This window comes from Croceicoccus marinus (genome assembly GCF_001661675.2).
In the GTDB taxonomy this organism is placed as follows: Bacteria; Pseudomonadota; Alphaproteobacteria; order Sphingomonadales; family Sphingomonadaceae; genus Croceicoccus; species Croceicoccus marinus.
This window is the reverse complement of record NZ_CP019602.1, coordinates 2,559,233-2,586,208: the sequence shown is the minus strand read 5'-3', so window position 1 is coordinate 2,586,208 and position 26,976 is coordinate 2,559,233. Positions and strand designations below refer to the sequence as shown.

The window sequence follows — 26,976 nt, the reverse complement described above, 5'->3', positions numbered from 1 at the left end:
CTCTGTCCATGACCACCGCCCCGCCTTTGACAGAGTTGCTGCGCGCGATCGACGATCCCTCGCGCCTGCGCCTGTTGCGCCTGCTCTCGCGCATGGAGCTGGCGGTGGGTGAACTGGCGGAAGTGCTGGAACAGAGCCAGCCGCGCATCTCGCGCCACATCCGCATCCTGACCGAGGCCGCGCTGGTCGAAAAGCGCAAGGAGGGCAGCTGGGTGTTCCTGAAAACCCGGCTGGACGACAGCGATTCGCCGATGCTGGCTGCGGCAGACCGGATGCTGGCTGCGGCAGAGCGCGAGGACGAGGCGTTCGGCGAGCTCTGCGCCGGCGACATGCGCCGCCTCTCCGCAATCCGCACCGCGCGCGAGGCGAGCGCCGAATTCTATTTCGCGCGCCACGCCGACGAATGGGACCGGCTGCGCTCGCTCCACAGCGACGACAAGCGGGTCGAGGCGAAGCTGGCGGGCCTGCTGCGGATCGATCCCGCCGCGCGCGATGCCGCGCCGCTGGGCCGCATGCTCGACATCGGGACCGGCACGGGCCGCATCGCCGAACTGTTCGCCCCCTTCGCCAGCCACGTCAGCGCCATCGACAAGAGCAACGACATGCTGCGCGTCGCCCGCGCCCGGCTGCAGGACCTGCCGCCCGCGCGGCTGGACCTGTTGCAGGGCGATTTCACCGACCTGCCGTTCGACGATGCCAGCTTCGACACCGTGCTGTTCCACCAGGTGCTGCATTACGCGCAATTGCCCGAACTGGCCCTGGCCGAAGCGGCACGGGTCACCCGCCCCGGCGGGCGCGTGGCCATCGTCGATTTCGCCGCCCATGCGTTCGAGGAACTGCGCGAACGCGACGCCCATGCCCGCCTGGGCTTTACCGACGCGCAGATCGACAGGCTGCTGGGCGACGCAGGCTTCGTCCTCGGCGACACCGCATCGCTGAAAGGCGAGGAGCTTACCGTCCGCATCTGGACCGGCACCCGCCGCGACCTTATTCCCCAGATTGCCGCCAAAACCGCCGGAACCCGGCGCGGCGGCGACACGAAAGTGCGAACCCGACCATGAGCAAACCCCTCTTCGCCTCGCTGCCCGGCGACATCGACGTGTCGTTCGAATTCTTCCCACCCAAGAACGACAAGTCGGAAGAGCAGCTGTGGGACACCGTCCTCGCGCTCGCGCCGCTGCGGCCCGATTTCGTGTCGGTCACCTATGGCGCGGGCGGCAGCACGCGCGAGCGCACCCATGGCACCGTGGCGCGCATCATCCGCGAAACCGGCCTGCCGACCGCCGCGCACCTGACCTGCGTCGACGCCAGCCGGGACGAGATCCGCGAGGTGGCCGAAGGCTTCTGGAACGCGGGCGTGCGCCATATCGTCGCCCTGCGCGGCGATCCGCCGACGATGGGCGACCGCTTCGTGCCCCATCCCGGCGGCTATGCCAGCGCTGCCGACCTGGTCGCGGGCCTCAAGGACATCGCGCCCTTCGACATCTCGGTCGCCGCCTACCCCGAAACCCACCCGGAGGCGCAGGATTCGCAGGCCGACATCGACAATCTGAAGCGCAAGCTGGATGCGGGCGCATCGCGCGCCATCACCCAGTTCTTCTTCGCGCCCGAGAAATTCCTGCGCTTCCGCGACCTTGCCGCCGCGCAGGGGATCGACGCGCCGATCCTGCCGGGCATATTGCCGGTGTCCAACGTCGCCCAGACGCGCAAGTTCGCCGATGCCTGCGGTGCCGAAATCCCGAAATGGATGGAGGAACTGTTCGAAGGGCTCGACAACCGGCCCGAATCGCGCAAGCTGGTCGCGGCCACCATCGCCGCCGAAATGTGCCGCACCCTCTATGCAGAAGGCGTGCGCGACTTCCATTTCTACACACTCAACCGCGCCGAGCTTTCCTATGCGGTGTGCCATCTTCTCGGCATGCGCCCACGGGAAGCTGCGCTGGTGCAGGAGAATGCAGCATGACGATGACCTTCCAAAGCATTCGGCCAAGCAAGGCCCGCGCCGCCTTCCTGGAACAGGCGTCGCAGCGCATCCTGATCACCGATGGCGCGTTCGGCACGCAGATCCAGACCAAGGGGCTGGTCGAGGCCGATTACGCAGGCGACCTGGGCCTGGCGAAGGACCAGAAGGGCAATAACGACATCCTCGCGCTGACCAGGCCCGAGGTGCCCGAATCGATCCACCGCGCCTATTTCGAGGCCGGGGCCGACATTGCCGAGACCAACACGTTCAGCGCCAACAAGATCAGCCAAGCCGATTACGCGGCCGAAGACCTCGTCGCCGACATCAACCGCGAAAGCGCGGCTCTGGCGCGGCGCTTGGCCGACGAGTTTGCTGACAAGGATGGCCGTCCCCGCTTCGTGGCGGGCGCGATCGGGCCGACCAACAAGACGCTCTCGCTGTCGCCCGACGTCAACGATCCCGGCTACCGCGAGATCGATTTCGACTATCTGACAGAAATTTACCGCGCACAGTGCGAGGCACTGGTAGAGGGCGGGGCGGATTTCATCCTGATCGAGACGGTGTTCGACACGCTGAACGCCAAGGCGGGCATCATGGCGGTGCGCCAGATGGAACAGGCGCTGGGCCGCGAAGTGCCGATCATGCTGTCGATGACGCTGACCGACCTGTCGGGCCGCAATCTGTCGGGCCACACGGTGGAGGCGTTCTGGTACGCTGTGCGCCATGCCAATCCGCTGACGGTCGGGCTGAACTGCTCGTTCGGCGCGACGCAGCTGGCCCCGCATGTCGCCGCGCTCGCCAAGATCGCCGATTGCTGCACCATGCATTATCCCAATGCGGGCCTGCCGAACGAGCTGGGCGAATATGACGAGATGCCCGACACCACCGCAGGCTATGTGCTCGACTGGGCAAGGCGCGGGCTGGTCAACGTGCTGGGCGGATGCTGCGGTTCGACGCCGCAGCATATTGCGGCCATGGCCAAAGCGGTAAAGGGCATCGCCCCGCGCCAGATCCCCGAACCGGCGCGCAAGACGCGGCTGGCGGGACTTGAACCCTTCATCATGGCTGCCTAGGCGGCCAAACAGGAAATATCATGTCTGATCAGGACTTTGCCGCAGCGGCAAGCCGCTTCGTCAATATTGGCGAGCGCACCAATGTCACGGGCTCTGCGCGTTTCAAGAAGCTGGTGATGGCGGGCGACTATCCCGCCGCGGTCGAAGTCGCGCGCCAGCAGGTCGAGAACGGCGCGCAGATCATCGACGTCAACATGGACGAGGGCCTGCTCGACGCGGTCGAGGCGATGACCACCTTCCTCAAGCTGATCGCCGCCGAGCCCGATATCGCGCGCGTGCCGATCATGGTGGATTCGTCCAAGTGGGAGGTGATCGAGGCGGGCCTAAAATGCGTCTCCGGCAAGCCCATCGTCAATTCGATCAGCATGAAGGAGGGCGAGGCGCCCTTCCTGGATGCCGCGCGCAAATGCATGGATTACGGCGCGGCGGTCGTGGTGATGGCCTTCGACGAAACCGGCCAGGCCGACACCAAGCAGCGCAAGATCGAGATCTGCGAGCGTGCCTACAAGCTCCTCACCGGTATCGGCTTTCCCCCTGAGGACATCATCTTCGACCCCAATGTCTTCGCGGTCGCGACCGGCATCGAGGAGCATGACCGCTACGCGCTCGACTTCATCGAGGCGGTGTCGGTGCTGCGCAAGACCTGCCCGCACGTGCATTTCAGCGGCGGGCTGTCGAACCTGTCCTTCAGCTTCCGCGGCAACGAGACGGTGCGCCGCGCGATGCATTCGGTGTTCCTCTATCACGCGATCCCCGCTGGCCTCGACATGGCGATCGTCAATGCCGGGCAGCTCGACGTCTACGACCAGATCGATCCCGTGCTGCGCGACGCGTGCGAGGATGTGATCCTGATGCGAGGGTCCCCGGCGGACAGCGGTTTCGACACCGCGACCGAACGGCTGATCGCGCTGGCCGAAAGCTACAAGGGCAAGAGCCCGGAGGCGGAGAAACAGGCCGCCGAATGGCGCGGCTATGCGGTCGAGAAGCGGCTGGAACACGCGCTGGTCAAGGGCATCGACGCGCATATCGTCGACGATACCGAGGAAATGCGCGCCGCCGTGGAAGAGCGCGGCGGCCGCCCGATCGAGGTGATCGAAGGCCCGCTGATGGACGGCATGAATGTCGTCGGCGACCTGTTCGGCAGCGGCAAGATGTTCCTGCCGCAGGTGGTCAAATCCGCCCGCGTCATGAAAAAGGCCGTTGCCCACCTGATCCCCTATATCGAGGCGGAGAAGGAAGAGGGCGCACGGCCCAAGGGCCGCATCGTCATGGCGACGGTAAAGGGCGACGTGCACGATATCGGCAAGAACATCGTCGGCGTCGTGCTGCAGTGCAACGGCTATGAAGTCATCGACCTCGGCGTGATGGTGCCATGGCCCGACATATTGAAGGCCGCGAACGAGAACGATGCCGACATCATCGGCCTTTCGGGCCTGATCACCCCTTCGCTGGACGAGATGGTGACCGTGGCCGAGGAGATGGCCCGCGCCGAGATGGCGATCCCGCTGCTGATCGGCGGCGCAACCACCAGCAAGGTGCACACTGCGCTGCGCATCGATCCCGCCTATGCGGGGCCGGTGATCCACGTGCTCGACGCCAGCCGCGCGGTCGGCGTCGCCTCGCAGCTTCTGTCCGACACCCAGCGCGACCCCTATGTCGTGAAGATCGCCGACGAGTACGAGGATGTCCGCGTCAAGCGCGCGGGCAAGGGGCAAAGCGCCCTGTTGCCGCTGTCCGAAGCGCGCGATAACGGCTTTGCCGCCGACATGGCCGACAAGCCCGCCGCACCCGCACAGCCGGGCAATCACGTATTCGACAGCTGGGACCTGGCGGATCTCGCCGACCATATCGACTGGACGCCGTTTTTCCGCGCATGGGAGCTGGCGGGCAACTACCCCGCGATCCTCGACGACGAGGTGGTGGGCGAAAGCGCGCGCAGCCTGTTCGCCGATGCGCAGAAAATGCTGCAGCAGATCATTGCGGAACAATGGTTTACCGCACGCGGCGTGTGCGAGTTCTGGCCGTGCAGGCGCGATGGCGACGATGTCGTGCTGGAAGACGGCACGCGGCTTCCCTTCCTGCGCCAGCAGGTGAAGAAATCGCGCGAACGCGCGAATTTCTGCCTTGCCGATTTCGTCGACCCCGCGGGCGACTGGCTGGGCGGTTTCGCGGTCGCCATCCACGGGATCGACGACCACTCCGCCCGCTTCCGCGCGGCGCATGACGATTATTCGGACATCCTGCTGAAGGCGCTGGCCGACCGCTTTGCCGAGGCTTTCGCAGAACGCCTGCACCAGCATGTCCGCACCACGCTGTGGGGATACGCCCCGCAGGAACAGCTGACCAACGAGGCGCTGATCAAGGAGCAATATCGCGGCATCCGCCCCGCGCCCGGCTATCCCGCATGCCCCGACCATTCGCTCAAGCCCATCCTGTGGGACCTGATGCAGGTCGAGGACCGGGCTGGCATCACGCTGACCGAATCGAACGCGATGTGGCCGACCTCGGCAGTATCGGGCTTTTACTTCGCGCACCCGGAAAGCCAGTATTTCGGCGTCGCCCGCATCGGCCGCGACCAGCTTGAGGACTATGCGGCGCGGCGCGGCATCGACCTCGCCACCGCCGAACGCTGGCTGCGCCCGAACCTGGACTGAGGAATATCCGCCCGCAGCCGTTCCATGCGGGGGCGCGATCTGTCATGGCGTCCCCCATGGCCCAGAACTTGGCAGGCGCGCTCGACACCCTCAAACGCACTTTCGGCTTCTCCGCCTTTCGCGGGGTGCAGAGCCAGGTGGTCGACCGCGTGCTGGACCGGCGCTCCACGCTGGCGGTGATGCCGACCGGCGCGGGCAAGTCGCTGTGCTACCAGCTGCCCGCCCTGATGCTGGACGGCACCTGCGTCGTCGTCAGCCCGCTGATCGCGCTGATGCACGACCAGCTGCGCAGCGCCGAGGCGAACGGCATAAGCGCCGCCACCCTCACCAGCGTGGACGAGAACCGCGCCGAAACCGTGCAGCGCCTGCGAGACGGCGATCTCGACCTCCTCTATGTCGCACCCGAACGCGCCAGCCAGCCGCATTTCCGCGAACTGCTGTCCCAGTGCCGCATCGCCCTGTTTGCGATCGACGAGGCGCATTGCGTCTCCGAATGGGGCCACGATTTCCGCCCCGACTACCGCCTGCTCGCCCCGATGATGGACGCGTTTCCGCAGGTCCCGCGCCTTGCGCTGACGGCAACGGCGGACGCGCATACGCGGGCCGACATCCTGACCCAGCTCGGTATTCCGGAAGACGGCCTGATCGTCGCGGGCTTCGACCGGCCGAATATCCGCTATCACATCACCCCGCGCGACAGCCTTGCGCGCCAGATCCAGCAGATCATGGACGCGCAGCCCGGCCCCGGCATCGTCTATGCCCCGACCCGCGCCGCGACAGAGCGGCTGGCCGAAACGCTGGGAAGATCGGGCCGCGAAACCCGCTGCTATCACGCGGGCCTTCCGCCAGAGACGCGCGCCCGCAACCAGCACGATTTCGTCGCATCCGAAAGCATGGTGATGGTCGCCACCGTCGCCTTTGGCATGGGCATCGACAAGCCCGATGTGCGCTTCGTGATCCACGCAGGCCTGCCCAAGTCGATCGAGGCCTATTACCAGGAAACCGGCCGCGCGGGCCGCGACGGAGACCCATCGGTCGCGCATCTGTTCTGGGGCGCCGACGATTTCGCCCGCGCGCGCATGCGGCTGGGCGAAATGGGCGAGGACCGCATCGCGGGCGAGCGTACCCGCCTCGGCGCATTGGGCGCACTGGTCGAAACCGCCGGCTGCCGCCGCGCGATCCTGCTGCGCCATTTCGGCGAGAGCCCGCCCGAAACCTGCGGCAATTGCGACAATTGCCTGTCCCCGCCCAAGTCGATCGACGCCACGGTGATCGCGCAGAAATATCTCTCCGCCGTCGCGCGCACGCGCCAGATGTTCGGCGCGGGCTATGTCGAGAGCATCCTGACCGGCCAGTCCACCGACCGCAGCCGCCAGAACGGGCACGAAAGCCTCTCGGTCTTCGGCATCGTCGAGGGCGAGGAAGCCGCGATGCTCAAACCCGTCAGCCGCGCGCTGCAGGTCCGCGGTGCGCTGCTCCCGACCGAGCATGGCGGGCTGATGCTGGGCCCCGACGCCCGCGCGTTCCTGAAGGGCGAGGTGCCGCTGGACCTCGTCCTCCCGCCCCGGCGCCAGCGCACGAAGCGGCGCGGCGGCGATGCCACGCCAAACCCCATCGGCGACCCGCTGTTCGAGGCTTTGCGCAGCCTTCGCCGCGACCTTGCCAAGGACAATGGCGTCCCGCCCTATGTGATCTTCCACGACAGCGTGCTGCGCGACATGTGCGGATTGCGCCCGCAGACGCTGGACGAGCTGGGCGAACTTCCCGGCATCGGCGCGCGCAAGCTGGACGAATATGGCGAGGACTTCCTCGACGTGATCCAGCAGCATTCGTAATCGGGCAGAGGCCCCCCAATAATCGCGAAGTTTCCCGCATCGCGGCGACCTGTGCCATAAGCATCGCATCCCTTGTCGCAGGAGTGATTCGATGAAAATTTGTCCCTTTACTGACAGGTTTTTTCACGAATCTGACGGCGGATCCTCGGCGGAATACGCACTTGTTCTCAGCGTCATGGTGATTGGCCTTGGATATGCCTCGTTTCAACTGGGCGCGAATATCGAACATGCGATCGGCAATGTGGCGAATGGCATCTACGAAACCAACAATCCCGCCGATGGCGCTTCGGGCGGCGGCAGTGCGGGCGGTTCGGGCGGCGGTGCGTCGGGGGATGGCGGTTCGGGCGGCGCATCCGGCGGCAGCGGCGGCGGCGGCAGCACGGGCGGTTCGGGCAGCGGCGGCGGGGCAGGCAATCCGGACGGCGCGGGCAGCGGCGGCCCGGGTAGCGGCGATTCAGGTAGCGGCGGTTCGGAAGGCGGCAGTGCGGGCGGGGGCGGCGGACCGGGTTCGGGCGAGCAGATCCCCGGCGGCGACGGCGGCATAAGCCCCGACCCCGAGCCGGACCTCGATCCCGACGGCGACGACGACGGCGATGCGGAGGACGGCCCCGGCTGATACCGCCCCTCCATCGCCAGCCCCTTCATCGCCGGCCCCTCCATCGGGAAGCCCCTCCATCATCCGGCCCCCCATCATCCGGCCCCCCATCATCCGACCATCGCCAAACCTCCTCTGAACCGGCGGCGCGGCAAAGCCCTTTACCCGTAAGCCATTCGCGCCCAAGGGCGATTCGATGCTGAGCCTGCGCGATCCGATTCGGTTGATCCCGGTCCTGTTCCTCGCGCTGATCGCCGCAGGGACGATCCTGCTCAGCCTTCCGCTCGCCACGGCGGACGGCACCCGCGCGCCCGTCCTGGTCGCGCTCTTCACCTCGACATCGGCGGTGGCGGTGACCGGGCTGATCGTGACCGACACGCCGGTCTACTGGTCCGCTTTCGGCCAGGGCGTCATCCTGCTGCTGTTCCAGGTCGGCGGCTTCGGCATCATGACCGCCGCCACCCTGTTCGGGCTGATGGCGGGGCGCGGCTTCGGCCTGCGCGACCGCATGGCGACGCAGGTGGAACGCAGCCTGCTGGGCGGCGGAGATGCCGCGGCGGTGCTCCGCCTGGTGTTCGCGGTCACCCTGGCGGTAGAGGGGATCACGGCGGCCATCCTCGCGCTCCGCTTTGCGACCGCCTATGATCTGCCGCTGCCCGCCGCGCTGTGGCACGGGCTGTTTCATGCGGTCAGCGCGTTCAACAATGCCGGTTTCTCCAGCTTTTCCGACAGCGTTATGGGCTTCCAGGCCGATCCCTTCATCCTTGTGCCGATCATGGTGGCGGTGATCCTCGCCGCACTGGGTTTCCCGGTGATGCAGGACCTGCGCACGCACCGGCTGCGCTGGCGCCGCTGGTCGCTTCATTCGCGCATCACCGTCACCGGCACGATCGCGCTGCTGTCGCTGGGCTTCGCCGCGATACTGGCGATGGAATGGAGCAATCCCGACACGCTGGGGCCGATGGGCGCGGGGGCCAAGGCGCTTAATGCCGCGTTCCATGCGGTGATGCCGCGCACCGCCGGGTTCAACAGCCTGGACGTCGGGTCCTTCCATGATCAGACGATCATGGTGAACTTCTTCCTGATGTTCATCGGCGGCGGCAGCGCCGGAACCGCGGGCGGCATCAAGGTTACCACTTTCTTCGTGCTGTTCGCCATCGTGCTGTCGGAAACCCTGCGCCGCCGCGACGCGGGGCTGTTCCAGCGCCGCTTCGGCCGCGCTGTCGAACGCCAGGCGCTGTCGGTGACCGTGCTGGCCGCCACGCTGATCTTCGCCGCGACCACCTATATCGCGTCGGTCAGCGCCCTGCCGCTCGGCGACATATTGTTCGAATGCATCTCGGCCTTTGCCACGGTGGGGCTGTCGACCGGCATCACCGCCGACCTGCCGCCCAGCGCATTGCTGGTGCTGTGCGCGCTGATGTTCGTGGGGCGCGTGGGCACCATCACCGTCGCCACCGCGCTGGCGCTGGGCCGGCGCGAACGCCCTTACCGTTATCCCGAGGAGAATCCCATTGTTGGCTGACAAGCGAAAACCCGTGCTGGTGATCGGGCTGGGCCGGTTCGGCGGCGCGGTCGCCCTGACCCTCGAACGCATGGGGCACGAGGTGCTGGGCGCCGACACCGATCCTCGGCTGGTGCACGAATTCGCGGGCCAGCTGACCAAGGTGGTCGAGGCGGACTGCACCGAGATGGCGACCCTCGACCAGCTGGGCGTCGCCGATTTCGAAGCCGCGGTCGTCGCCATCGGCACCGATATCGAGGCAAGCGTGCTGGCGGTGCTGGCGCTATGCGATCTTGGCATTGCCAATATCTGGGCCAAGGCCAACAACGACAAGCACGCCCGCATCCTGGAACGGACCGGCGCGCGCCATGTCGTGTTCCCCGAACAGCGCATGGGCGAACGCGTCGCGCATCTCCTCAACGAACGGCTGCTGGACTTCCTGGCCTTTGGCGACGATTTCGCGATCGCCCGGCTGAAGGCGCCCGATCCGATTGTCGGCCTTCCGCTGATGACCAGCGAATGCCGCAAGAAGTTCAGCGTGACGGTCGTGGGCGTCAAGCGCACCGGACAGGACTTCATCCATGCCGTGCCCGACACCATCATCTTTCCCGACGACGAGCTGGTCGTGTCTGGCCGGATCGAGGATATCGAACGCTTCTCGGCGATCCACAACCTCAGGCAGCGCTGACGGCCAGCCCCAGGGGCCAGCACACGCCGGATTTTTCCTGTCCTACATGGCCCCGCCGCGCTAGCCGTACGCGATCAGGCTCCTTCCCATCGTCGAATTTTCCCCGCCCGTTTTTCCGGGGCCCCCGCGGTGTCAACCGGCGGTGCGAAACCCGCGCATTTCCGCGGGTCAGCGGCAGGTGACAGCGGTTGTAGGATGTGTCGCCTGTGTCAACCAGGGTGGGCCTCAACCGGTGCGCTACAACAGGTGCCCCGTGCGGTCCCGCTTGGTATCCAGATAGCGCGCATTATGCGGGTTCGACGGCAGCGCGTGGGGCACGCGCTCGGCCACCTCGATGCCCAGCCCTGCCAGCGTGTCGACCTTCATCGGGTTGTTGGTCAGCAGCCGGATGCGCCGCACGCCCAGCAGTTCCAGCATGCGCGCCGCGACCGGAAAATCGCGCGCATCGGTGGGCAGGCCCAGCCGGTTGTTGGCGTCCACCGTGTCGAACCCCTGGTCCTGCAGGCGATAGGCGCGCAGCTTGTTGATCAGCCCGATCCCGCGCCCCTCCTGCCGCAGATAGAGCAGCACGCCCCAGCCGCCCTGCGCCGCTTCCTGCGCCATCGCGGCCAGCGCGGCATCAAGCTGCGGCCCGCAATCGCATTTGAGGCTGCCCAGCACGTCGCCGGTCAGGCATTCGCTGTGAAGCCGCACCAAAGGCACGCGCTCGGCGGTCTGGCTGCCGATGACCAGCGCCACATGCTCGCGCAGATCGTCGGGTGCGCGAAAGGCGACGATCTCCGCCGATTCCGCCGCCCGGGTCGGCAGATGGGCGCGGGCCTGAACCGAGAGGCGGGCCGGATCCTCGAACGCCGCGATGTCGCCGGCGGACAGCTCCACCGCTTCGCCCGCAGGTTCGGGCGCGACCAGGAAGGCGGGCAGGATCCCCGCGATCCGTGCCAGCGCCATCGCCGCCTTGGCGGCCTCGGCGGCTTCCAGCGGCTGGGCGCGAAACGGTCCCGCCAGCGGATTGGCCAGATCGCGCGAGGGATCGGACAGCTGGCGCGCGGCCTGCAGGGTAAAGGGCTCCGCCGCGCGGATCAGCGCGGGCGCGTCGGGCACGGCGGCGTCCTTCTGGTTGATCAGCTTCAGCGTCGCGGCCCGCGCAGCCGAAACCAGCAGCCGGTCCGCACAGGTTCCGCCCGCGTCATGGCCCGTTTCGGCCGCCAGCAGGCAAAGCGTGCCGTCGCCGCCCGCGATCCGCACGGGCCAGCCATGGCGCAGCGCATCGACCGCCTGCGCCGTCCGGCGGGAAGGGGAGGGGGCGGCCATGTCGGGCCTACAGCTCGAAACGGGTGACCAGCGGGATATGGTCCGAAGGCCGTTCCCAGTCGCGGCACTCCGTCAGCGCGCGATGCCCCCGCGCTTGCGGCGCCAGTTCGGGAGAGGCCCACATGTGGTCCAGCCTGCGCCCGCGATTGGACGCCTTCCAGTCCTTGTTGCGATAGCTCCACCAGCTAAAGCTCTTCTGGTCGGCGGGCACATATTCGCGGCCCAGGTCGACCCAGCCATGCGCAATGCGAAAACGCTCAAGCGCCTCGACCTCGACCGGGGTGTGGCTGACGACCTTGAGCAGCGCCTTGTGGCTCCACACGTCATGTTCCAGCGGGGCGACGTTGAAATCGCCGACGATCAGGCTGGGGCGATCGACGGTGTCGGCCCAGTGGGCCATGCGTTCCAGGAAGTCGAGCTTCTGGCCGAACTTGGGATTGACCTCGCGGTCTGGCTCGTCACCGCCGGCGGGGATGTAGACATTCTCGATCAGCAGGCCCTTGCCCGCGCCGCCGACTTCCACGCCGACATGGCGGGCCTCGCCATTGTCCTGCCAGTCATGGCGGCTCAGTTCGGTGAGCGGTAGTTTCGAGACGGTCGCGACACCGTGATAGCCCTTCTGCCCATGCACGGCGCGGTGGACATATCCCATGCGCTCGAACGCGGCATGCGGGAAGAGGTGTTCGGCCACCTTGATCTCCTGCAGGCACAGCACGTCGGGCTGCTGCTCGGCAAGAAAGCGCTCGACCTGATCGAGGCGGAGGCGGACGGAATTGATGTTCCAGGTGGCAACGGTAACCATGCAGCGGGCCATAAGGCCTTCCGCGGCAAAGTCCAATCGTCACGATGCGGGTAGATGGAGAGGTTTGCAGGGACGCCGGAAACGCAAAACCCCCGACCCGGGGGCATTGGGTCGGGGGTCGCCATTCGCGTTCGTCACGCTCGGCAAGATGCGGTTTGTTGGGGCGGGCAACAGGGGGGAAACCCGATTCCCTCGCATCTTGTTCGGATATATCTACGCCCGAACGCCTGTCGGATAGATGAACGAAAGGGTCAGGAAAAGAGGCGTTCGTCGCTATACCCGCACAATTGACCGTTAATTAGCCCTTAAGAGAGCGAACGGTCAGCGTTTCTGCCTAGGACGAATGTCCTTGAAGGCAAAAGTGCCGTCGCTGACAGGGATTCCATAGCGCTGGTTGCTGAGGAAGATCTTGGTGATCTTGTTCTGCGAATCAACCGAAACCCAGCTTTCCAGCTGAAGCCCGCCGGGGGCCGAGGCGTCGCGATTGAAGATCAGCGTGATCGTGCCGTATTCGGGGTGCTTCGGATCCTTCACCTGCACGCTAACCAGGTCCGGGTGGCGCGTGGGCATGAGCTTGCCGAACCGCATCACGTCCTTGCCGGGATCGAGCAGCGCGCCCAAGGGGCTGTTGCTGATCGGCCAGACTTGCTTCTGCCGGACTTCATAGTCCAGCATGGTCAGGCGCGAACCGTCGGATACGATCAGGACGGGCACGTCCTTTTGATATTCGAAGCGGATCTTGCCGGGCCGCTTGAGCACCATCTTGCCGGTGAGTTGCTGGCCGTTGCGGTCGACCTGCGTGAAGTCCGCGCTCATCGTCTTGATCGCGCGAAGAGCGGTGACGGCGCGAGAGAGATCACCTTCCGCCTGCGCAGCAGCGGGGGCTGCCGGAAGCGCAAAGGACATCGGTGCCGCCAACGAAGCGAGGGCAGCATAAGCAAGCAGGCGCCCGCGGCGGATATTTGAAGACATTGCCGAAATCATCCCGGTGTCATGGCGTGTCGCCATTGAACCCGTGGTGAACCGGCAGGTTCCGCAGGCCGACATTGCATAGATCGGCATCCTCGCCAGTCGGCAGAGGCGCGACAGGCAGGAGCGCGGGCCGGCAAGCGCCGCCCGCGCGCAAGATCACTTGATCTTGGCTTCCTTGAAATCGACGTGCTTGCGTACGACGGGGTCGTACTTACGCTGCACCATCTTTTCGGTCATGTTGCGCGGGTTCTTCTTCGTGACATAGAAGAAGCCGGTGTCGGCGGTGGAGACCAGCCGGATCTTGACGGTTGCGGGCTTCGCCATGGCGTATTCCTAAATATACTGATGCGGGCAGCACCCAAGGGCATTACCGCGCTGTGTTCCGGTTCAAGTCTGAGAATCGATTCTCGTGGCAGGATAGCGGCGATTGCTCTCGGAATCACCGGCAGACCTTGCCAAAGCGTGGCGGCCTTTGCTGGATATGACCGCACAAGTCAAGCCATCCGTGGCCTCTCGCGCTGCCGTCCGGCCGCCCGATCGGCCTTCTAGCGTTGGCGGCGGCCGACAAGGACGCCCGCGATAACGCCCACGACCGCTGCGACGCCCGCGCTGCCGAACAGCCAGCCCTTGCGGTTCTTGCGTACGCGCTCAAGCGCATCCTCGTCGAGATAGAAGCCGCCCTCGGCACCGCGGATCACGCCGTGTGCACGCATCGAATCGAAACGGTCCGCTTCGACCGGGTCGGTAGGGATGATATCGACCGCCCTGTCCGGCGACGTGGCGCGAAACGCGCGGTAGCGCGATGCGACGACTTCTTCCATCTCGCGCTCACCGCGAACCATTTCTGCGACATTGGTGCCCATGGCGAAACTCTCTCCAAAGATCGGGGCCGGCGCTGTTGCGGCCTTTGTCCTACCCATCATCAAGTGCTGGAAACAGGCTTGGTTCCGCGCCGAAACCAAAAGCGGCGCCGATCCCGGGGATCGACGCCGCCAATCGGTCTTGTGGACGACTTATTGCGGAGCGGCGCCCATGTCGTCTGCCTGCTCTTCCATCATGTCGGAGCGTTCTTCGCCCTGTTCCTCGACCATGTCGGCCTGCTGTTCCATGCCGGCGTCTTCAAGCGATTCAGCCTGCATCTCGGTCTGGTCCTCGACCGCTTCGGCTTGGTCCTCCATCTGGTTTTCGGCAGGGCTATCGCACGCGGCAAGCGCAAGGCCGAGGGCTGCGGCGCTGGCGGTGGCAATAAGCTTCTTCATCAGTCGTTCCCCTCGAATGGTCCGGCCATAAAGCCGGCTCGGCCTAAAAAATGCCGGGACGTTGAAAGGTTCCTTCGTCCCGGCCGGTTATCTTTACCTATGTCTATTTTTCAGGTGGATTAGCGCACCCGGCCGCGACGGAACAGATTGACGATCGCAAGCAGCACGACCGCACCCAGGAACGAGAAAAGAAGAGCCGAAAGGCTGAATCCGTTCATGATGGTATTCCCGCCGACGACAAGGCCAGCTATAAGTGCGCCGACGACGCCGACGACCACGTTCAGCAGGATTCCCTGCTGCGCGTCGGTGCGCATCACGATGCTGGCAAGCCAGCCGATGATACCCCCGACGATGATCATGATGATGATACCCATCGTAAGTTTCCTTTGAACTGCGTTTGTCAAGGAAACCCCAAGGCCGGGCGCTTGGTTCCGCCGCTGCCTATTCCGATTCGAACTGCAACGCCGCCAGATTGGCATAGAGGCCGTCGCGTTCGACCAGCTGTGCATGCGTGCCCTGCTCGACGATTGCGCCGTTTTCCATCACCACGATGCGGTCCGCAGCGCGCACGGTCGCCAGCCGGTGCGCGATCACGATGGTGGTCCGCCCCTTCATCAGCGTTTCGAGCGCCGATTGCACCAGCTTCTCGCTCTGCGCGTCGAGCGCGCTGGTCGCTTCGTCCAGCAGCAGCAGCGGCGCATCGCGCAGCAGGGCGCGGGCAATCGCCACGCGCTGGCGCTGGCCGCCGGAAAGCCGTGCGCCGCTGTCACCGATGAACGTGTCCAGCCCGTCGGGCAGGGCGTGCAGGAACTGCTCGGCATTGGCGGCGCGGGCGGCTTCCCAGATTGCCTCGTCGCTGGCGTCCCACGCGCCATAGCGCAGATTGTCGCGGGCGCTCGCAGCGAACAGCACGCTTTCCTGCGGTACCAGGGCAAGGCGCTGGCGCAGTTCCCCGGGGTCGGCACGGGTGAGGTCGATCCCGTCGACGCGTACGCTGCCGGACTGCGGGTCGTAGAACCGGGCGATCAGCTGGAACAGGGTCGACTTGCCGGCGCCCGACGGTCCTACGACGGCGACCGTCTCTCCCGGTTCGACGGTCAGGGTGAAGTCGCGCAGCGCCTTATCGTCGGGCCGGGTGGGATAGCGGAAGGTGACGTTCTGGAACGCGACCGATCCGCGCGGAGGACTGGGCAGCGCCTGCGGACGCGCCGGAGCGGCGATGACCGCGCGCGTCGCCAGCAGTTCGCCCAGCCGCTGCGCCGCACCGGCAGCGCGCAGGACTTCGCCATAGACTTCGGCCAGCGAACCGAAAGCGCCGCCGACCAGCCCGGCCGTGATGACGAAGGCCGCGATGGTGCCCCCGGTGATCGTGCCCGCCTGCACGTCGAGCGCGCCGCGCCACATCAGCGCCACCAGCGCGCCCAGCACCAGCCCCATGGCGAGCGCGGTCAGCAGGGCGCGCATCAGGATGCGCCGCCGGGCGGTTTCGAACGACCGCTCGACCGCGCCGCCAAAGCGGGCCGCCTCGCGCCGTTCCTGGTTGAACACCTGCACGATGCGGATGCCGCCCAGCACCTCGCTCACCATCGCGCCCAGGTCCGCGATACGGTCCTGGCTCGACCTCGACAGCAGCCGTACCCTGCGTCCCATCAGCACCAGCGGCAGTATCACCGCGGGGATCGCCAGCAGCAGCCACACCGTCAGCCCCGGCGCCAGGATGAACATGTAGATCGTGCCGCCGATCGCGGTCAGCGCATTGCGCAGCGCGACCGAGATGGTCGATCCGACCACCTGTTCGATGATCGCGGTATCTGAAGTCATGCGCGATGATATCTCGCGCGGGTTGTTATCCTCGTAGAACGAGGGTGGCAGGGTGACGAGATTATCGTAAACCTTCAGCCGCAGATCGGCGACGACCCGTTCGGAAAGCCACGACACCAGATAGAAGCGGAACGCCGTCCCGATCGCCAGCACCAGCACCAGGATCAGCAGATACTGGAACCAGCGCGTGATCTCGCCATCGCCAAAGCCGCGGTCGATCACCAGCTTGAAGCCCGAGGGGATCGCAAGCGTCGCGGCAGAGGTGGTGAGCAGGGCCAGCCCGGCGCCCGCCATGTGGCCGGGATAGTGCCACGCCGCCCTCACCAGCATCCACAGCGGCCCCATCGCGCGCGACGGCTTTGCCGCCGCGTCGTCGGCGCCATCGACATGCGGATCCCCCGACCTCGGCGGCGAAGGCGGCTGCCCCGCCGGTTCTGCCGATCGCGTAAGGCTGGTCTGCTCGGTCATGGCAGCCGACTAGACCAAAGCGTACGGGGATTGAAGCGCTATCGCCGACTGATCCCCGCGCAATTATGCTTCCTTCGACCGGAATACGAGGCGAACCGGAATTGCTGCATTGCAACGCGGCTCGGGAACGATCTACACTGTGCGGGCATTGGCCGTCTATTGCGGCTGTTCCGCCCGGCGTTGCCGATGGACCAGCCGCCCTTGTTGCACATGCGTGGATCGCGCTGCAGGGGGAACGGGACGGCGAGGAGAATTGATACGTGCTCTATTCGCTTTATGAAATCCAGCAGGCTTGGCGCGCTTCGGCGACCACCATGGCTTCGGTGACCGCCGAATGGCTCAACCATCCGAAGAATCCGATGGGTTCGATCGGCATGGGTCCCAGCATTTCCTCCGCGCTGGAAGTGTTCGCCCATGCCGCCGAACCGCGCGGCAAGCCGGTTTTCGGCATCCCCACCGTGACCGTCGACGGCAAGACGCATGACGTGACCGAGGCGGACGTCCTGTTCCGCCCGTTCGGCAATCTCAAGCGCTTCACACATGGCGGACTGCCCTCCGACGCGCCCAGGCTGCTGATCGTCGCGCCGATGAGCGGGCATTACGCCACGCTGCTGCGCGGCACGGTCGAGCGCATGCTCCACGGCGCAGAAGTCTATATCACCGACTGGGCCGACGCGAAGCTCGTCCCCATGTCGGAAGGGCTGTTCGACCTCGACGACTATATCGACTACGTGATCGAGTTCCTTGAGCATATCGGCCCCGGCGCGCACATGATGGCGGTCTGCCAGCCCTCGGTCCCGGCCTTTGCGGCGACTGCCGTGATGGCGGAAAAGGACAATCCGTGCCGCCCCGCCACGCTGACGATGATGGGCGGCCCGATCGACACGCGCGAAGGGCCGACCGAAGTGAACGAGATGGCGGTCGGTCGTCCGATGCACTGGTTCAAGCAATATCTGATCCAGACGGTGCCAATGCATTATCCGGGCGCGGGCCGCGAGGTCTATCCCGGTTTCCTGCAGCTTTCCGGCTTCATGTCGATGAACCTCAGCAACCATCTGATGAGCCATTACGGCATGTTCAAGCATCTGGTGGCGGGCGACGGAGAGAGCGCCGACGCGACCAAGACGTTCTATGACGAATATCTGTCGGTCTGCGACATGACGGCGGAATTCTACCTCCAGACTGTGAACGCGGTGTTCAAGGAATATTTGCTGCCCCGCGGACTGCTGACCCATCGCGGCAGCAAGATCGACCTGGGCAAGATCCACGATACCGCGCTGCTGTGCATCGAGGGTGAGCGCGACGATATTTCGGGCGTGGGCCAGACACGCTCGGCGCTGAAGCTGACGCCGGGGCTGGACGACGACCTCAAGAAATATCACCTCCATCCCGATGTCGGTCACTACGGCATCTTCAACGGCTCGAAATGGCGCGGTCAGATCGCGCCCATCGTGGAGCAGTGGATGGCAGATCATTCCCGCGCAAGGTTGAAGGCGGTCGCCTAGCGGACGCAAATCCCCCTTTGTTTACGGTGGCCTGGCTTCCCAGACCTTGAGGAAGCGAGCCACCGGATTATGCCCGCGTTTACTTTGTCCGTTTAAGATGCCTTCGTGCGCCCCGGTGCATGATGGACGAATGAACGGAATGACTCGCATAATTGCCTTCGTATTGCGTGCCGGCGGCGCCGTCGGCGGGGCCTTTGCCGGGCTGCAGATGCCGCCCACGGTGCTGACCGGCCTGCTGGCCGATGTCGGGCTGGGCGCGGAAGCCGGGGTCACGCCGGTCATGGCGGCCATGGCGCTTGCGGCATTGGGCCTGGTGTTCGGCCTGCTGGTCGGTGCGGCGATTGCCGGGGTCCTGCCCGAAGGAGTTGGCGAGGCTGTCGGCACGCGCGAAGACGCGGCTGCCTCGGTCCCGCGCCTGCGCCGCCACCTTGCCGAGGGGCAGGGCTATGCGAAGAAGACGGGCACGCCGCTCGAACGCCTGTCGGCGCCGCCTACGGGCCAGCGCCTGCCCAAGCACGATCTCAGCCATATTCCGCCCGCGCCCAAGGACGACGAGATTACTTTCGAGCGGATTCCGAACACCGGCTTCTACGCCGACATCGAATCGCCGGTGAAGTTCGAGGATGACGGCGACGATCTTGCGCGCTTCGCCCTGCCGGGAGACGCTGTTCGCGCCGACGAAGACGCCGCCCTGGCCGACGACTGGGACGCGGAGGACGATTGGACCCCGCCCGGATCCGCCACACAAAAGCTGGCCAGCCCCGCCCATGACGATCATCCGCCTGCCGAAACCGCGCCGCCGGCAGCCGCCGAACCGCAGAAGCATGGCTTCGCGTACGGATCCGAACCGGTCGAGGCGCCGATGGAGGCTGAGTCCGAGCCCTATGAGCCGGAGCAAGCCGAGCCCTGGCCGCAAGCCGCCAAGCCGATCGAGACCGCCCGCGTCTATTCGCTTCAGCGCGACACCGGCCAACGCGACACCGGCCAACGCGACACCGGCCAACGCGACACCGGTCAGCGTGATACCGGCCATGACGGTCACAGCGCCCCCCGCTTCGCGCCCGGTCTGACCGGCGGAATGGAAAGCGACTGGTTCGCGGGTGAGGCGGACGAGGAAGAGGACGCGGACGACGATGGCGCGGGCTATGGCTCGCTGATGGCGATCGGGCTGGGCAAGACGCACAAGGCCCGCCCGCAGGCCCCGACCCACCGTCCGGGCGAGGCGAACCTGTCGCCGATGCCGCTGCTGGATGCCGATCGTGTGCGCCAGCTGATCCCCAACGGTGCCGGACCCCAGGATTTTCGCCTGCGAGAGGCTCTCGAGGAGTTGAAGCGGGTCTGATAGCGCCCTACAAGATGCTGTGAAACCGCCGGTTTTCGGCGGTTTTGTTTCCACTCGACAGAAGATTTCCTTCTGCAGAGTTGCAAAGAGTGCTTCCTGTCGTCATTGGGAACGAACGCGCAATATCTGCGCCCTTTCAAGGGCGGGCTGATTCGCGCATAAACGCCGGGCATCGATGTCCGGGCCCCGACAGGATAGGTGAAAATGGGTTTTCCGCCGGTTCAAGGCCTCTACGACTCGCGTAACGAACACGACAATTGTGGTGTGGGCTTCGTCGCCCATATCAAAGGTCAGAAATCGAATGCGATTATCCAGCAAGGCCTGACCATCCTGGAGAATCTGGACCACCGCGGCGCGGTGGGCGCCGACCCGCTTCTGGGCGATGGTGCGGGTATCCTGATCCAGATGCCCGACGCGCTGCTGCGCAAATGGGCGGAGGGTGAGGGCAGGACGCTTCCGCCCGCGGGCGATTACGCCGTCGCGATGTGCTTCCTGCCGCAGGACCAGCCCTCGCGCGACTTCGTCGTGGCGCAGTTCGAGAAGTTCATCGGCAAGGAAGGCCAACAGCTGATCGGCTGGCGCGACGTGCCGACCACGCTCGACGGTCTGGGCAAGACCGTGCTGGAACAGATGCCCGTGATCCGCCAGGCGATCATCGCCCGCGGCGGCAATTGCGAGGATCAGGACGCGTTCGAGCGCAAGCTGCTCTCGATCCGCAAGCAGACGCAGAACCCGCTGGCGACCTTGGCTGAAAAGCACGGTCTGCCCGGCCTGACCGAACTGTACATGCCCAGCTTCTCCAGCCGGACCATCGTCTACAAGGGGCTGCTGCTGGCGAACCAGGTCGGCAGCTTCTACGACGATCTGCGCGATCCCGACTGCACATCGGCGCTGGCGCTGGTGCACCAGCGGTTCAGCACCAACACCTTCCCCAGCTGGAAGCTGGCGCAGCCGTTCCGCCTGATCGCCCACAATGGCGAGATCAACACGGTTCGCGGCAACGTCAACTGGATGAACGCGCGCCGCCGCACCATGGAATCGCCGCTGCTGGGCGCCGATCTCGACAAGATGTGGCCGATCATCCCGCATGGCCAGTCCGACACCGCCTGCCTCGACAATGCGCTCGAGCTGCTTTTGGCGGGCGGATACAGCCTGGCCCATGCGATGATGATGCTGATCCCCGAGGCGTGGGCCAAGAACCACGAGATGGATCCGGCACGCCGCGCATTCTACGAATATCATGCCGCCTTGATGGAGCCGTGGGACGGCCCCGCTTCGGTCGCCTTTACCGATGGCCGCCAGATCGCCGCCACGCTGGACCGCAACGGCCTGCGCCCGGCGCGCTATTGCGTGACGAAGGACGATCTCGTCTGCCTCGCGTCCGAAAGCGGCGTGCTGCCGTTCGCAGAAGCCGACATCACGCGCAAGTGGCGCCTCCAGCCCGGCAAGATGCTGCTGATCGACCTCGAGGAAGGCCGCATCGTCGAGGACGAGGAGCTGAAGGCCGACCTGTCCAACGCGCATCCCTACGAAAAGTGGCTGCGCGACGCGCAGTACAAGCTGGAAGACCTCGACATCGTCGAGATCGAGGCGGAAGACGCGCCGATCGATCCCACGGAGGACAGCGAGCTGTTCCTGCGCCGCCAGCAGGCGTTCGGCTACACGCAGGAGGACGTTTCCAAGTTCCTCGAACCGATGCTGTACAACGGCGACGATCCGATCGGGTCGATGGGCACCGACACGCCGATCGCGGTGCTGTCCAAGCGTTCGCGCCTGCTCTACGATTACTTCAAGCAGAACTTCGCGCAGGTGACCAACCCGCCGATCGACCCGATCCGCGAGGAGCTGGTGATGAGCCTGCTGTCGATGATCGGCCCGCGCCCCAACCTGCTGGGCCGCGATGCGGGCACGCACAAGCGGCTTGAAATCACGCAGCCGATCCTGACCAACAGCGATCTCGCCAAGATCCGCTCGGTCGAATCGGGCCTCGACGGCGCGTTCCGCACTGGCACCATCGACATGACCTGGGACGCCAGCACCGGCGCCGAGGGGCTGGAGATGGCGATCAAGGAAATGTGCTGGGCCGCGACCGAGGCGGTGCTGGCCGACAAGAACATCCTGATCCTGTCGGACCGCGCGCAGGGGCCGGACCGCATCGCGATGCCCGCGCTGCTGGCCACCTCGGCGGTGCACCATCATCTCGTCCGCCAGGGCCTGCGCATGCAGACCGGGCTTGTCGTCGAAACCGGCGAAGCGCGCGAAGTGCATCATTTTTGCGTGCTGGCGGGTTACGGCGCCGAAGCGATCAACCCCTATCTGGCGTTCGAGACGCTCGAGAGCATTCGCGTCCACCGCGAGGCGCCGCTGTCGACCGAAGATGTGGAATACAACTACATCAAGGCTATCGGCAAAGGCATCCGCAAGGTGATGTCGAAGATGGGGATCAGCACCTATCAGTCATACTGCGGCGCGCAGATCTTCGACGCGGTCGGCCTTTCGACCGCCTTCGTCGACAAGTATTTCACCCGCACCGCGACCACGATCGAGGGCGTCGGCCTTGCCGAAGTCGCCGAGGAAACCGTGCGCCGCCACACCGCCGCCTATTCCGAAGAGCAGATCTATCAGAAGATGCTCGATGTCGGCGGCATCTACCAGTATCGCGTCCGGGGCGAGGAGCACGCCTGGACGCCGACCAATATCGCGAACCTGCAGCACGCCGTGCGCGGCAACGACTTCAGGAACTATGAAGAGTTCGCCAGGTCGATCAACGAGCAGTCAGAACGGCTGCTGACGATCCGCGGCCTGATGGATCTGAAGAAGGCAGACAAGGCGATCCCGCTGGACGAGGTGGAGCCCGCCGCCGAGATCGTGAAGCGCTTTGCGACCGGCGCGATGAGCTATGGCTCGATCAGCTGGGAAGCGCATACGACCCTGGCGATGGCCATGAACCGGATCGGCGGCAAGTCGAACACGGGTGAGGGCGGCGAGGATCCCAAGCGCTTCACCCCGCTGGAAAACGGCGATTCGATGCGTTCGGCGATCAAGCAGGTCGCATCGGGCCGGTTCGGCGTGACGACCGAATATCTGGTCAATGCCGACGACATCCAGATCAAGATGGCACAGGGCGCCAAGCCCGGCGAGGGCGGCCAGCTGCCCGGCCACAAGGTCGACAAGACCATCGGCGCCACCCGGCACTCGACGCCGGGCGTGGGCCTGATCTCGCCGCCGCCGCATCACGACATCTATTCGATCGAGGATCTGGCGCAGCTGATCCACGATCTGAAGAACGTGAACCCGTCGTCGCGCATCTCGGTCAAACTGGTGTCCGAAGTGGGCGTCGGCACGGTGGCCGCCGGCGTGTCCAAGGCGCGCGCCGACCATGTCACCATCTCGGGATACGAGGGCGGCACGGGTGCATCCCCGCTGACCTCGCTGACCCACGCGGGTTCCCCGTGGGAGATCGGTCTTGCCGAAACGCAGCAGACGCTGCTGCTCAACGATCTGCGCGCGCGTATCGCGGTCCAGGTCGACGGCGGACTGCGCACGGGCCGCGACGTCGCGATCGGCGCACTGCTGGGCGCGGACGAGTTCGGCTTCGCCACCGCCCCGCTGATCGCCGCGGGCTGCATCATGATGCGCAAGTGTCACCTCAACACCTGTCCGGTGGGCGTGGCGACGCAGAACCCGGAACTGCGCAAGCGCTTCACCGGCCTGCCCGAGCATGTGGTCAACTATTTCTTCTTCGTCGCCGAGGAACTACGCCAGATCATGGCCGAAATGGGCTTCCGCACGGTCGAGGAAATGGTCGGCCGCGTCGACCGGATCGACATGAAGCGCGCCGTCTCGCACTGGAAGGCGCATGGCGTCGACCTGTCGAAATTGCTCCACCAGGTCAAGCCGGCCCCCGGGCACGAGCTCTATCGTACCGAGACGCAGGACCACGGGCTAGAAGCCGCGATGGATCAGGAGCTGATCAAGGCCGCCGCCCCCGCTCTGGAAAAGCGCGAAAGCGTCCGGCTTGAGCGCCAGATCCGCAACGTCAATCGCACCGTCGGCACCATGCTGTCTGGCGAGGTCGCGAAGCGCTATGGTCATGCCGGGCTCGACGACAACACGATCCGCGTGTCTTTCACCGGCGTCGCGGGGCAGAGCTTTGCCGCGTGGCTGGCGCATGGCATCACGCTGGAACTGACCGGCGATGCCAACGACTATGTCGGCAAGGGGCTGTCGGGCGGGCGCGTCATCGTGAAGCAGCCGGACGGCATGGAGCGCGACCCGACGAACAACATCATCGTCGGCAACACCGTGCTCTATGGCGCGATCGCGGGCGAGGCGTTCTTCAACGGCGTCGGCGGCGAGCGTTTCGCGGTCCGCAATTCGGGAGCGATCGCGGTCGTCGAAGGCACCGGCGACCATGGCTGCGAATACATGACCGGCGGCGTCGTGCTGGTGCTGGGCCCCACGGGGCGCAATTTCGCGGCGGGCATGTCGGGCGGCATCGCCTATGTCTATGACGAGGACGGTCAGTTCGCGAAGCGCTGCAACACCGAGATGGTGGATCTGCGAGAAGTTCAGAAGACCGACGAGGACGTCCCCCGCGGCCAGCGCCCCGAACAGCGCGGCCATTCGGTCGAGAATTACGGAATGGGCGATCCGCTGTATTTCGACAGCGCGCGCATCCGCATCCTGCTGGAGCGGCATGTGCTGCACACCGGCAGCAGCCGGGCGAAGGCGATTCTCGACGATTTCGACAATGCGGTCACCCGCTTCGTGAAGGTGATGCCGCGCGACTATGAGAACGCGCTCAAGATGCTCGAAGCCGAGCGTCTGGAAGCCGAATCTGTCGCGGCGGAATAAGGGTACTATCGATGGGCAAGGAAACCGGCTTCCTGGAACTGGACCGCCAGGATCGTTCTTACGAGGCGCCGACGGAGCGTCTGGAGCATTACAAGGAATTCGTGGTCCCGCACGACCCGCAGGCCCTGAGGGGGCAGGCGAGCCGCTGCATGAACTGCGGCATTCCCTATTGTCACAACGGCTGTCCGGTGAACAACATCATCCCGGACTGGAACCACCTGGTCTATGAAGGGAACTGGAAGCAGGCTCTGGTCAACCTGCACTCCACCAACAACTTCCCCGAATTCACCGGCCGCGTCTGCCCCGCGCCTTGCGAGGCCGCGTGTACGCTGAACATCGTCGACCAGCCGGTGACGATCAAGTCGATCGAATGCGCGATCGTCGACAAGGGCTGGCAGGAAGGCTGGATCGTCCCGCATCCGCCGGAGAAGAAGACCGGCAAGTCGGTGGCCGTCGTCGGTTCGGGCCCCGCAGGCATGGCCTGCGCCCAGCAACTGGCGCGGGCGGGCCATTCGGTCACGCTGTTCGAAAAGAGCGACCGCATCGGCGGGTTGCTGCGCTACGGCATTCCCGACTTCAAGATGGAAAAGCACCTCATCAATCGCCGCGCGGCGCAGATGGAGGCTGAAGGCGTCTCGATCCGCACCAGCACCGAGGTGGGCGTCGATATCTCGATGAAGACGCTGAAGGAAAACTTCGACGCGGTGGTGCTGTCGGGCGGCGCGGAAGATGCGCGCACGCTGGACATTCCCGGTTCGGAGATGAGCGGGGTACGCCTCGCGATGGAATTCCTGACCCAGCAGAACAAGCGCAACGCGGGCGACAGCGAAGAGCGTGCGGCTCCGCGCGGCACCTTGGTGGCGACCGACAAGCATGTCATCGTGATCGGCGGCGGAGACACCGGTTCGGACTGCGTCGGCACGTCGAACCGGCAGGGCGCGGCCAGCGTCACCCAGATCGAGATCATGCCCAGACCTCCCGAAAAGGAGGACAAGATGATGACCTGGCCGCACTGGCCGCTCAAGCTGCGCACCTCGTCCAGCCACGAGGAAGGCGTCGAGCGCGACTGGGCGATCCTGACCAAGCGTGTCGTGGGCGAAAACGGCAAGGTCACCGGCCTGGAATGCGTCCGCCTGGAATGGCAGGGGCGCGAGATGAAGGAAGTGCCGGGCAGCGAATTCACGCTGAAGGCCGATCTCATCCTTCTGGCCATGGGCTTCGTCGGCGCTCGCAAGGGCGGCATGCTGGACCAGGCGGGCGTCGAATACGATCCGCGCGGCAATGTGCTGGCGGACACGCGCAGCTACAAGACCAGCGAGGACAATGTCTGGGCATGCGGCGACATGCGCCGCGGGCAGAGCCTTGTCGTCTGGGCCATCCGCGAGGGGCGCCAATGCGCGCGCTCGGTGGACGAGGCGCTGATGGGCGCCAGCGACCTGCCGGAATAGCGGGTTTGCCGCGTCGCTATCGGCCCGGGCGCCGATGGTGACGCGGGCCGTGCTTGCCGATTCGCGGCCGGGCATTGCCGCCCGCGATCAGTGTCTTGCGCGGCCCGTCCGAAGCAGCAGCCGGAAAGCCTACGGTCCTACGCGGAGGGCGAGGGCGTCACCAGTCGATCGGCCGGCGTCCCTGTTCGCGCAGGAAATCATTGGCCCGGCTGAAGGGGCGCGATCCGAAAAACCCGCGATGCGCCGAAAGCGGGCTGGGATGCGGGCTTTCGATGATCAGATGGTGCGACGATGCGCCCAGTTCGGGGATCCGCCGCGCCTTCCGCTGCGCATGGCTGCCCCACAGGATGAAGGCGCTGGGCAGATCGGCCTCGGCGATGGCGCGCACGCAGGCATCGGTGATCGCATCCCAGCCGCGCCCCGCATGCGAACCCGCCTTCGCGGCCTCCACCGTCAAGGTGTTGTTCAGCAGCAGCACCCCCTGCCGCGCCCAGCGCGTCAGGTCGCCGTCCGCACGCGGCGCGGTGCTCAGATCGCTCTCCAGTTCCTTGTAGATATTGCGCAGCGACGGCGGCAGCTTCATTCCCTCCGGCACCGAAAAGGCCAGACCGTGCGCCTGCCCCGGCCCGTGATAGGGGTCCTGCCCCAGGATCACGACCTTCACGTCCTGCGGCGGGGTCAGCGCCAGAGCGTTCATCCTCTGTCCACGCGGCGGATAGATAATGCGCCCCTCGTTTTCCTCGGCCCGCAACCAACTGTCCAGCTGCCGAGCCGGCGCAGCCGACAGGACCGGGTCGAGGATGGGAGCCCAGCTTGAGGGGATAGTATCGATCATGGCCCAATCCCCTAGCGCCCGCCGCCCCGTCCGCGCCAGCACCG

General features: G+C 65.8%; 21 protein-coding genes. 12 read left to right on the top strand and 9 right to left on the bottom strand.

The genetic code is table 11. The features are described 5' to 3' along the window. Positions 1 to 8 precede the first annotated feature (8 nt). From A9D14_RS12245 to A9D14_RS12210, 8 genes are all read left to right on the top strand, one after another. The gene (locus A9D14_RS12245; protein ID WP_066846873.1) at positions 9 to 1,061 is read left to right on the top strand and encodes an ArsR/SmtB family transcription factor; all 1,053 of its coding nucleotides are present in this window, start codon (positions 9 to 11) and stop codon (positions 1,059 to 1,061) included. Beyond that, the gene (metF, locus tag A9D14_RS12240) at positions 1,058 to 1,963 is read left to right on the top strand and encodes a methylenetetrahydrofolate reductase (protein ID WP_066846871.1); all 906 of its coding nucleotides are present in this window, start codon (positions 1,058 to 1,060) and stop codon (positions 1,961 to 1,963) included. Before A9D14_RS12245 ends, metF begins: the two co-directional genes overlap by 4 nt. Further along, the gene (locus tag A9D14_RS12235; RefSeq protein WP_083987906.1) at positions 1,960 to 3,036 is read left to right on the top strand and encodes a homocysteine S-methyltransferase family protein; all 1,077 of its coding nucleotides are present in this window, start codon (positions 1,960 to 1,962) and stop codon (positions 3,034 to 3,036) included. Before metF ends, A9D14_RS12235 begins: the two co-directional genes overlap by 4 nt. 20 nt (positions 3,037 to 3,056) lie before the next feature. Then, complete coding sequence (metH, locus tag A9D14_RS12230) at positions 3,057 to 5,690, top strand: methionine synthase (protein WP_066846866.1); 2,634 nt, start codon at positions 3,057 to 3,059, stop codon at positions 5,688 to 5,690. 56 nt (positions 5,691 to 5,746) lie between these two features. Beyond that, a complete protein-coding gene (recQ, locus tag A9D14_RS12225) occupies positions 5,747 to 7,525 on the top strand; it encodes a DNA helicase RecQ (RefSeq protein ID WP_066846864.1) in 1,779 nt (592 codons plus the stop codon). A 91-nt stretch (positions 7,526 to 7,616) separates the two neighbouring features. After that, the gene (locus A9D14_RS12220) at positions 7,617 to 8,141 is read left to right on the top strand and encodes a Flp family type IVb pilin (protein ID WP_157668219.1); all 525 of its coding nucleotides are present in this window, start codon (positions 7,617 to 7,619) and stop codon (positions 8,139 to 8,141) included. Positions 8,142 to 8,316: 175 nt separating this feature from the next. After that, the gene (locus tag A9D14_RS12215; RefSeq protein WP_066846858.1) at positions 8,317 to 9,645 is read left to right on the top strand and encodes a TrkH family potassium uptake protein; all 1,329 of its coding nucleotides are present in this window, start codon (positions 8,317 to 8,319) and stop codon (positions 9,643 to 9,645) included. After that, a complete protein-coding gene (locus tag A9D14_RS12210) occupies positions 9,638 to 10,312 on the top strand; it encodes a potassium channel family protein (protein ID WP_232468546.1) in 675 nt (224 codons plus the stop codon). Before A9D14_RS12215 ends, A9D14_RS12210 begins: the two co-directional genes overlap by 8 nt. A 237-nt stretch (positions 10,313 to 10,549) precedes the next feature. On the opposite strand, the gene ribA is transcribed toward A9D14_RS12210, so the two are convergent. The 8 genes from ribA to A9D14_RS12170 all read right to left on the bottom strand — a co-directional run bounded on the left by ribA (position 10,550) and on the right by A9D14_RS12170 (position 16,945). After that, positions 10,550 to 11,623 (bottom strand): GTP cyclohydrolase II, encoded by a 1,074-nt coding sequence (gene ribA, locus A9D14_RS12205; protein ID WP_066846855.1) that lies wholly within the window; start codon positions 11,621 to 11,623, stop codon positions 10,550 to 10,552. 7 nt (positions 11,624 to 11,630) lie between these two features. Next, positions 11,631 to 12,425 (bottom strand): exodeoxyribonuclease III, encoded by a 795-nt coding sequence (locus tag A9D14_RS12200; protein WP_066849110.1) that lies wholly within the window; start codon positions 12,423 to 12,425, stop codon positions 11,631 to 11,633. A gap of 321 nt (positions 12,426 to 12,746) precedes the next feature. Next, complete coding sequence (locus tag A9D14_RS12195; protein WP_232468544.1) at positions 12,747 to 13,331, bottom strand: LolA family protein; 585 nt, start codon at positions 13,329 to 13,331, stop codon at positions 12,747 to 12,749. Positions 13,332 to 13,553: 222 nt separating this feature from the next. After that, on the bottom strand, positions 13,554 to 13,721 hold the full coding sequence (gene rpmG / locus A9D14_RS12190) for a 50S ribosomal protein L33 (RefSeq protein ID WP_047822680.1): 168 nt from the start codon (positions 13,719 to 13,721) through the stop codon (positions 13,554 to 13,556). Between the two features lie 221 nt (positions 13,722 to 13,942). Further along, complete coding sequence (locus A9D14_RS12185; RefSeq protein ID WP_066846849.1) at positions 13,943 to 14,260, bottom strand: hypothetical protein; 318 nt, start codon at positions 14,258 to 14,260, stop codon at positions 13,943 to 13,945. Positions 14,261 to 14,410: 150 nt separating this feature from the next. Next, the gene (locus A9D14_RS12180; RefSeq protein WP_066846846.1) at positions 14,411 to 14,656 is read right to left on the bottom strand and encodes a hypothetical protein; all 246 of its coding nucleotides are present in this window, start codon (positions 14,654 to 14,656) and stop codon (positions 14,411 to 14,413) included. 119 nt (positions 14,657 to 14,775) lie between these two features. Next, positions 14,776 to 15,030 (bottom strand): GlsB/YeaQ/YmgE family stress response membrane protein, encoded by a 255-nt coding sequence (locus A9D14_RS12175; RefSeq protein WP_066846843.1) that lies wholly within the window; start codon positions 15,028 to 15,030, stop codon positions 14,776 to 14,778. A gap of 67 nt (positions 15,031 to 15,097) precedes the next feature. Then, positions 15,098 to 16,945: an ABC transporter transmembrane domain-containing protein gene (locus A9D14_RS12170; RefSeq protein WP_083987905.1), complete on the bottom strand. Its 1,848-nt coding sequence runs from the start codon at positions 16,943 to 16,945 to the stop codon at positions 15,098 to 15,100. A 260-nt stretch (positions 16,946 to 17,205) separates the two neighbouring features. Between A9D14_RS12170 and A9D14_RS12165 the strand changes: the two genes are divergently transcribed. The 4 genes from A9D14_RS12165 (at position 17,206) to A9D14_RS12150 (ending at position 26,097) form a co-directional block, all read left to right on the top strand. Beyond that, complete coding sequence (locus A9D14_RS12165; protein WP_083987904.1) at positions 17,206 to 18,450, top strand: polyhydroxyalkanoate depolymerase; 1,245 nt, start codon at positions 17,206 to 17,208, stop codon at positions 18,448 to 18,450. Positions 18,451 to 18,589: 139 nt separating this feature from the next. Further along, positions 18,590 to 19,792, top strand: coding sequence for a hypothetical protein (locus A9D14_RS12160; protein ID WP_157668218.1), 1,203 nt, complete (start codon positions 18,590 to 18,592; stop codon positions 19,790 to 19,792). A 204-nt stretch (positions 19,793 to 19,996) separates the two neighbouring features. Further along, positions 19,997 to 24,649: a glutamate synthase large subunit gene (gltB, locus tag A9D14_RS12155; RefSeq protein WP_066846828.1), complete on the top strand. Its 4,653-nt coding sequence runs from the start codon at positions 19,997 to 19,999 to the stop codon at positions 24,647 to 24,649. A gap of 11 nt (positions 24,650 to 24,660) precedes the next feature. Further along, positions 24,661 to 26,097 (top strand): glutamate synthase subunit beta, encoded by a 1,437-nt coding sequence (locus A9D14_RS12150; protein WP_066846825.1) that lies wholly within the window; start codon positions 24,661 to 24,663, stop codon positions 26,095 to 26,097. A gap of 157 nt (positions 26,098 to 26,254) precedes the next feature. Here A9D14_RS12150 and A9D14_RS12145 read toward each other — a convergent pair whose 3' ends face one another. Then, a complete protein-coding gene (locus A9D14_RS12145; protein ID WP_066846822.1) occupies positions 26,255 to 26,932 on the bottom strand; it encodes a uracil-DNA glycosylase in 678 nt (225 codons plus the stop codon). Between the last annotated feature and the right edge of the window lie 44 nt (positions 26,933 to 26,976).